At 62.4% G+C, this 8,005-nt stretch carries 7 protein-coding genes; all 7 read right to left on the reverse strand.

What is annotated here, in order from left to right; translation table 11 throughout:
- On the reverse strand, positions 1-1,253 hold a 1,253-nt coding region (locus A2I95_RS23780), incomplete at its 3' end, for an AMP-binding protein (RefSeq protein ID WP_291733826.1).
- Between the two features lies 1 nt (position 1,254).
- Positions 1,255-2,415, reverse strand: coding sequence for an acyl-CoA dehydrogenase family protein (locus A2I95_RS23785; RefSeq protein ID WP_291733827.1), 1,161 nt, complete (start codon positions 2,413-2,415; stop codon positions 1,255-1,257).
- A 92-nt stretch (positions 2,416-2,507) separates the two neighbouring features.
- A complete protein-coding gene (locus A2I95_RS23790) occupies positions 2,508-3,314 on the reverse strand; it encodes an enoyl-CoA hydratase family protein (protein ID WP_027259576.1) in 807 nt (268 codons plus the stop codon).
- Positions 3,311-3,763 (reverse strand): MarR family transcriptional regulator, encoded by a 453-nt coding sequence (locus A2I95_RS23795; RefSeq protein ID WP_027259577.1) that lies wholly within the window; start codon positions 3,761-3,763, stop codon positions 3,311-3,313. The genes A2I95_RS23790 and A2I95_RS23795 overlap by 4 nt, the downstream gene beginning before the upstream one ends.
- Entirely contained in the window at positions 3,760-4,485 is a 726-nt protein-coding gene (locus A2I95_RS23800) for an SDR family NAD(P)-dependent oxidoreductase (RefSeq protein ID WP_027259578.1), read from the reverse strand. The genes A2I95_RS23795 and A2I95_RS23800 overlap by 4 nt, the downstream gene beginning before the upstream one ends.
- Positions 4,482-6,776 carry a bifunctional salicylyl-CoA 5-hydroxylase/oxidoreductase gene (locus A2I95_RS23805; protein ID WP_291733831.1) on the reverse strand — a complete coding sequence of 765 codons (2,295 nt, stop codon included), beginning with the start codon at positions 6,774-6,776 and terminating at the stop codon, positions 4,482-4,484. Before A2I95_RS23805 ends, A2I95_RS23800 begins: the two co-directional genes overlap by 4 nt.
- A gap of 177 nt (positions 6,777-6,953) precedes the next feature.
- A partial coding sequence (locus A2I95_RS23810) for a putative PEP-binding protein (protein WP_367152393.1) occupies positions 6,954-8,005 on the reverse strand: 1,052 nt, incomplete at its 5' end.

An 8,005-nucleotide genomic window follows, 5' to 3' on the forward strand; every position in this document is an offset into this window, starting at 1 on the left:
GTGATATTCCAACCGTCCTGCACGTATTCAGCCTGCCGGTCATCAGCTAGGTATCGGCACCCTGTGGGCCCCCTGACTGCCAGCCGCCCGACCTCGCCGTGCTGGGCCTCGTTGCCATCCGCATCCAACACTTTTACCTGATAGCCGCCTACCGGTTTGCCGGTGCAAGCAGGCCGGTGATCGCTGAACCGGTTGGTAATAAAGATATGCAGCATCTCGGTCGCGCCGATCCCGTCCAGCATCGGTTTGCCGGTCTTCTGCATCCACTCATCATAGACCGGTGCGGGCAAGGTCTCGCCGGCCGACACCGCCGCGCGCAGCGAGAACAAATCCGCCCCCTCCTCCATCGCCCGCAGCATAACCCGGTAGGCCGTCGGCGCGGTAAAGCAGACGGTTGCCTTATATTTCTCGATGATCTCAATGAGGTTCGGCGGCGTGGCATTTTCCAGCAGCGTCGCCGCGGCACCAAACCGCAAGGGGAAGATCGCCAGCCCGCCCAGACCAAAGGTGAAGGCCAGCGGCGGCGAGCCGACAAACACATCCTCGGGCTGCACGTCCAAAACGTCGCGCGCGTATCCGTCGGCAATGATCAGCAGGTCGCGGTGGAAATGCATCGTCGCCTTCGGCGATCCCGTAGTGCCGGAAGTGAAGCCCAGCAGCGCCACGTCATCGCGGCCGGTTTTCACCGCCTCGTAAGTCACAGGTTTTTCCAGCGCCAGCCGGTCCAGCTCCGCATCATGGTTGGAGGTGCCGTCAAAGCCTACAACCGTCTTCAGGAACTTCGACTCCTTGGCGCAGGCCACCAATTCGTCCTTCAGTCTAGTGTCGCACAGCGCGTGGGAAATCTCGGCTTTGTCGATGATCTTGGCCAGCTCGCCCTTGCGCAGCATAGGCATGGTGTTAACCACCACCGCGCCCGCCTTGGTCGCCGCCAGCCAGCAGGCCACCATCGCCGGATTGTTGGCGGAGCGGATCAGCACCCGGTTGCCGGGCTTCACGCCCAGATCCTCAGTCAGAACATGCGCCAGCCGGTTGGTCCAGTCCGCCAGCTCCTTGTAGGTGCGGTAGCGGCCGTTGCCGATCAGCGCGGTCCGGTCGCCGAACCCCTTTTCCACCATCGCATCGGTCAATTCGACCGCGGCGTTCAGGTACTCGGGGTACTCAAACCCCTCCAACAGAAACTCAGGCCACTGATCCGCCGGCGGCAGGTTGTCCCGGGCAAAGGTGTCCGCATGCGCGGTTGGTCCCAGCATCTCAGTTCCCCCGCTGAAAGGCGCCAAGGGTCTGGCGGGCAATCACCACCCGCTGCACGTCCGAGGCGCCCTCATAAATCCGCAACGCCCGGATTTCGCGGTACAGCTCCTCCACTTTCTGGCCCCGGCGCACGCCGTCGCCGCCATGCAGCTGCACCGCCTTGTCGATCACAGCTTGTGCTTGGTCAGTGGAAAACAGCTTGGCCATCGCGGCCTCCCGAGTGACCCGCGCGGCGCCTGCATCCTTGGCCCAGGCCGCGCGGTAAACCAGCAGTGCGCTGGCATCCACATCCAGAGCCATATCGGCAATGTGCCCCTGCACCATCTGCAAATCAAACAGCGGCGCCCCCTGCACCTGGCGTTCCGTCACCCGCAGCAGCGCCTCGTCCAGCGCCCGGCGGGAAAACCCCAGCGCTGCCGCCGCCACGGTGGAGCGGAACACATCCAGCACCGACATGGCGATTTTGAAGCCCTGCCCCGGCTGCCCCAGCAAGGCAGACTTCGGTATCCGGCAATCGGTAAAGCGCAAGGTTGCCAGTGGGTGCGGCGCAATGGTTTCCAGCCGCTCGACAACCTCGAACCCAGGCAGGCCTGCGGGCACGACAAAAGCACTCAGCCCCTTTGCCCCTGGCGCCTCGCCAGTACGGGCAAACAGCGTGTAGACATCGGCAATCCCGCCATTAGAGATCCAGATCTTCTCCCCCTTCAGCACATAATGATCGCCGTCCAGCGTGGCGGTCATGGTGGAATTTGCCACATCCGATCCCGACTGCGGTTCGGTCAGGGCAAAGGCGGAGATTGCCTTGCCTGCCCGCGTGAGCGGTAGCCATTCCGCCTGCTGCTCCGGTGTGCCGAACAGCGAAATGGCGCCGGTGCCTAAGCCCTGCATAGCAAAGGCAAAATCCGCCAGCCCGTCATGGCGCGCCAGCGTTTCGCGGATCAGGCACAGGGTGCGCACGTCCAACCGCTCGCCTGCCATGGCGCCGGAGTGCTGCGTCCAGCCACCCGCGCCCAAAGCTGCAACCAGCGCCCGGCAGGCGGCATCCGTGTCCGCATGATCGATGCCCGCCAGATACGCCCCGGCCCAGGCCTCCAGCTCCTCCGCCAGCGCCCGGTGCCGATCCTCAAAGAACGGCCAGTTCAGAAACGACTTGTCCGCCATGGCGCGGCCCTCCCTGTTTCACCTTTGTTCAAATACTCCCGCCGGAGGCTCCCATACCCTCCTCCGGCACGCGGCCCGCGGCCAAATGCGGCTCAATCGCCCTCGAACACCGGCTTTTCCTTGTTCACAAAGGCATGAAACGCGCGCTCAAAATCCGCCGTCTGCATGCAGATCGCCTGCGCCTGCGCTTCGGCTTCGATCGCCTGTTCGATCGACATCGACCATTCCTGCGCCAGCATTGTTTTGGTCATCATGTGGCCGAAGTTCGGACCGGCTGCGATCCGCTCCGCCCAGCCCTGCGCCTCACCCGCCAATTCATCCGCCGCAACCAGCGTGTTGTGAAAACCCCAGGCATGCCCCTCTTCGGCGCTCATCGACCGGCCGGTATAGAGCAGCTCCGCCGCCCGCCCCTGGCCGATGATCCGAGGCAGGATTGCGCAGGCACCCATATCGCAGCCCGCCAGACCAACCCTGGTGAACAGGAATGCGGTCCTGGCCTCCGGTGTGGCGATGCGGATGTCTGAGGCCATGGCGATAATCGCGCCTGCGCCAACACAGATCCCATCAATCGCCGCAATCACCGGCTTGCCGCAGGTCACCATCGCCTTAACCAGATCGCCGGTCATCCGGGTAAAGGCCAGAAGCTCCTTCATGCTCATGCGCGTCAGCGGCCCAATAATGTCATGCACATCGCCGCCCGAGCAGAAATTGCCGCCGTTGGAGGCAAAGACCACCGCTTTGACGCTGTCGTCATAGTGCAAATCCCGGAACCAGTCGCGCAGCTCGGCGTAACTGCCGAATGTCAGCGGGTTCTTCCGCTCCGGCCGGTCCAGCGAGACCGTGGCAACCCCCTCCTCGATCCGGCACAGAAAATGCTTCGGCTCCGTGTTCACCTTCATGCCTTACCTCCCTCGTCCAACCGCCGCGCAACCGCGTCCAAGCTTTCCGCAATCGCTTGCGCCTCATCTGCTGTCAGCCCATCGAAGGCCGCATTGATCCAGCCTTCATGCGCCTCGGCCTGATGCGAAAACTCCGTCTGGCCGGCCGCCGTCAGTCGCACCAGATTGGCGCGGCGGTCGCCCTCAACCTTCTCGCGCAACACATGGCCGTCCTCGACCAGCCGCTCGACAATGCCGGTGACATTGCCGTTCGACACTTTCAGAACGCCCGATAACTCACTCATCTTCAGGCCTTTTTCATGCTGCATCAGCGCCGCCATCACATCAAACCGCGGCAGCGTGGTTGCAAAATCTCGCCGCAGGTTCTCGCGCACGTCGCTTTCCACCGCCTTGGTGGCCTTCAGCACCTTCAGCCACAGCCGCAGCCGGTCTTTTGATGTCGTGCTCAAATCTCTCCCCCCGAAACGCTCATCGCGTGCCCGTTGATCGAGGACGCACCCTCGGATGCCAGAAACACTGCCGTTGCGGCCACTTCTTCCGGTGCAATCAGCCGCTGCATCGGATTGCCGCCCACTACCATCGCCAGCGCCTTTTCCCGCGCAATATCATGCCGGGTCATCAGCCCGCTGATCGCGCTCTCCGCCATCTCGGTGTCGACAAACCCCGGGCAGATCGCATTGCAGGTGATCCCCCGCTTGGCCACGCTCTGCGCCACCGACCGCACCAGCCCCAGCACCCCGTGTTTGGAGGCGGCATAGGCCGGAATTTGCGCTCCGCCCTGCAACGACGCAGTGGAGGCGATGGCAATCAGCCGCCCGCCCGGTTCCATGCCCGCCCGCAGCGCGGCCCGGAAGGTCAGGAACGTACCCGTCATGTTCACCGTCAGAGTCCGCTGCCAATCCTTCAGGTCAACATCCTCAATGCGGGCCGCAACTCCGGTCCCGGCATTGGCAATAACCACGTCGTAAGGTGCATCGAACAACGCCTCCACCTGCGTTTCATCCGTCACATCCGCTTCCCGGACATCCAGATTCAGCCCTTCCGCTGCCGCTTCGAGCGGTGCCTGGCGGCGTCCGGCGATGGTGACATGGTATCCTTCCGCGGCGAAGGCATGGGCAATTGCCTTGCCGATGCCAGTACCGCCGCCTGTTACCAGAACCCTGCGTGTCATGCCCGGATCACCTCCGCTTCACGGTCAGCAAGGCGCCAGGCCTGATCCCGCCCCGCGTGATAGGGCAGCGGCCAGTTTCCATACCGGTCGCCGATCCGTGCGGCCTCATGCAGCGTCCAATAGGGATCGGCCAGATGCGGGCGGCCGACGCAGACCAGATCGGCCCGCCCCGCCATCAGGATCGAATTGGCATGGTCCGCCTCATAGATATTGCCGACCGCCATTGTGGCAATCCCGGCCTCGTTGCGGATGCGGTCGGAAAACGGCGTCTGGAACATCCGGCCATAGACCGGCTGCGCTTGCGTTGAGGTCTGCCCGGCGGAAACATCAATGATATCCGCACCCGCCGCGGTGAAGGCCCTGGCAATCTCCACCGCGTCCTCCGGGGTGACGCCGTCATCGCCCACCCAGTCGTTGGCAGATATCCTCACCGACATCGGTTTTCCCTCCGGCCACATCGCGCGCATGGCCTGGAACACCTCCAACGGATAGCGCAGGCGGTTTTCCAGGCTACCGCCGTACTCATCACCCCGAATGTTCGATTTTGGCGATACAAAGGACGAAATCAGGTAGCCGTGCGCCGCATGAAGTTCGATCATATCGAATCCGGCGCGCTCTGCCATCTGCGCAGACGCCACGAATTCGGCCTTGATCCCATCCATTTCCGCCCGCGTGATCTCCCGCGGGGCCGGATTGTTGTCCGACCACGGGATGGCCGACGCAGATACCGTTTCCCAATTCCCGTCAGGCAAGGGCGCGTCCATTTCCTCCCAGCCCAGCTGGGTTGAGCCCTTGCGGCCCGAGTGGCCGATCTGGCAGCAGATCTTAGCGCTGGTCTCGCTATGGACGAAATCCGTCAGCCGCTTCCACGCCGCCTCATGCTCCGGTGCATAAAGCCCAGGACAGCCCAGCGAGATCCGGCCCTCAGCTGACACACAGGTCATCTCGGTATAGACCAGCCCCGCCCCGCCCTTGGCGCGCTCGCCATAGTGGATCAGGTGCCAGTCTGTGGGGCACCCCCCCACCGCTTTGTATTGCGCCATGGGGGAGACCACGATGCGGTTCTGCAGCTCCATCCCGCGCAAACGGTAGGGGGCAAACATCGGCGGCCGCACCGGCGCATTGGCAGGCGCTCCGACCTTGCCCTGAAACCACTTCTCGGCGCTTTGCAGCCAGTCAGGATCGCGCAGCCGCAGGTTCTCGTGTGAAATCCGTTGCGACCGTGTCAGCAGCGAGTAATTGAACTGCACCGGATCCATGTCCAGGTAGCGCTCAACCTCCTCGAACCATTCCAGCGAGTTGCGCGCCGCCGACTGCAGCCGCAGCACATCCAGCCGCCGCTCCTCCTGATACCGCTCAAACGCGCACTCCAGCGTCGGCTCGGCACTGACCATCTCCGCCAGCGCGATGGCGCTGTCAAAGGCCAGCCGCGATCCCGACCCGATGGAGAAATGCGCGGTGGCCGAGGCATCGCCAAGCAGTACCACGTTCTCGTGGTGCCACTTCTCGCACAGCACCCGCGGGAAATTGATCCACACAGCCGCACCGCGCAAATGCGCAGCGTTCGACATCAGCCGGTGCCCATCCAGATGACCGGCAAAGATCGCCTCGCAGGTACGGACGGTCTCCTCCTTGCTCATGCCCTCGAACCCCCAGGCCTCCCAGGTCTCGGCAGAGCATTCGACAATCACCGTCGCGGTGTCCGCATCGAACTGATAGGCGTGGATCCACATCCAGCCGTGCTGTGTCTTCTCAAAGATGAAGGTAAAGGCGTCGTCGAACTTCTGATGGGTGCCGAGCCAGATGAACTTGCAAGGCCGCACGTCGATTTCCGGTTCAAAGTGTTCCGCGAACTCATTGCGAACACTGGAATTCAACCCGTCGCAGCCCACCACCAGATCATAGTCTTTCTGATATTCCGCGGCGGATTTGGCCATGGTTTCAAATTGCAGGTCGACCCCCAGTTCGCGCGCCCGGTCCTGCAGCAGGAGCAGCATCTGCTTACGCCCGATCCCGGCAAACCCGTGCCCGCCGGACACCGTGCGGGTGCCATAATGCACCACCGCAATATCGTCCCAATAGGCAAAGTTTTTGCGGATCATCTCCGCGCTCTTTGGGTCGTTAGCGCTGAGGTTCTCCAGCGCATCATCCGACAGCACCACGCCCCAGCCAAAGGTATCATCAGGCTTGTTGCGCTCAATCACCGTGACCTCAGTCTCGGGCTGGCGCAGCTTCATCGAGATAGCAAAGTAAAGACCCGCAGGCCCTCCTCCCAAACAGGCGACTTTCATGATCATCCCTTCCCGCTCAGCGCACGTCTCTGAAGGTCAGGATAAGCAGGTCCTAAAAAACTTCAAGTATAAAGTTTTAAGCTTGAAGCAAATCGGCATGAAGCTTTAGCACAGCCCCTGCTGGGTCTGCTCAAATTTCCAATGAAATCATCTGCCGGACTCAGGAAGCCGCGCCGGTCAAAGTTCCCGCAGGTATTTCATCACCGCAGGGCGCACCGCCTGATCGCCGCGGTGGCGGGCATCCGAGATGATCTTGCGCAACTCACCCAGATCCACCCGCAGCAGCAGCGACTTCACCGGCCCGATGGAGGCCGGGCGCATCGACAGCGTGCGAATACCCATGGCAGCCAGACACACGGCCTCGACCGGGCGGCCCGCATCCTCGCCGCAGAAGCTCAGCGGCGTGCCTGAGATTGCGCAGCGCTCCACGATCCGCTCGATAAAGCTCAGAAAGCTCACGTTCAGCGTGTCATAGCGGCGCCGCACCCGTTCATTCTCGCGGTCGGCAGCAAAGAAGAATTGCTTGAGGTCATTGCCGCCGATCGAGATAAAGGCAACCTCGTCAAAGAACTTCTGCGGCGCATAGGCCAGCGAGGGTGTTTCCAGCATTGCGCCGATCTCCAGCTCAGCTGGCAGCACATGGCCCAGAATACGCTCGCGCTCGATGGTCTTGTCCACCTCGGCCTTGGCCGCGCGGTATTCTTCGAATTGGGCAACAAAGGGGAACATGATCGACAGCGGCCGCCCTTCGGCCGAGCGCAACAGCGCCTGCAACTGCATCCGCATGATGCCAGGCTTGTCCAGCCCCACCCGGATCGCCCGCCAGCCCAGCGCAGGGTTTGGCTCATCCGTAGGTTTCATATAGGGCAGAACTTTGTCGGAACCGATGTCCAGAGTGCGGAAAATCACCGGTTTGCCATGGGCTGCATCCAGAACCCGCTTGTACAAAGCAACCAATTCCGAGCGCTTGGGCATCTGATTCCGCACTAGAAATTGCAATTCCGTGCGAAACAGCCCCACACCTTCAGCACCAGAACTATCCAGCGACGGCAGGTCCGCCATCAGACCTGCATTCATCACCATATTGATGCGCTGACCGTCGGTGGTGACCGCCGGCTTGCTGCGGATTGACGCATAGCGCTCCTGCGCCTGGGCGTGCATCGCGATCTTGTCGCGGAAGGCGCCGACAACTGTTTCATCGGGCCGCAGATGCACCACACCCTGATCGC

It is taken from the genome of Leisingera sp. F5 (genome assembly GCF_001593695.1).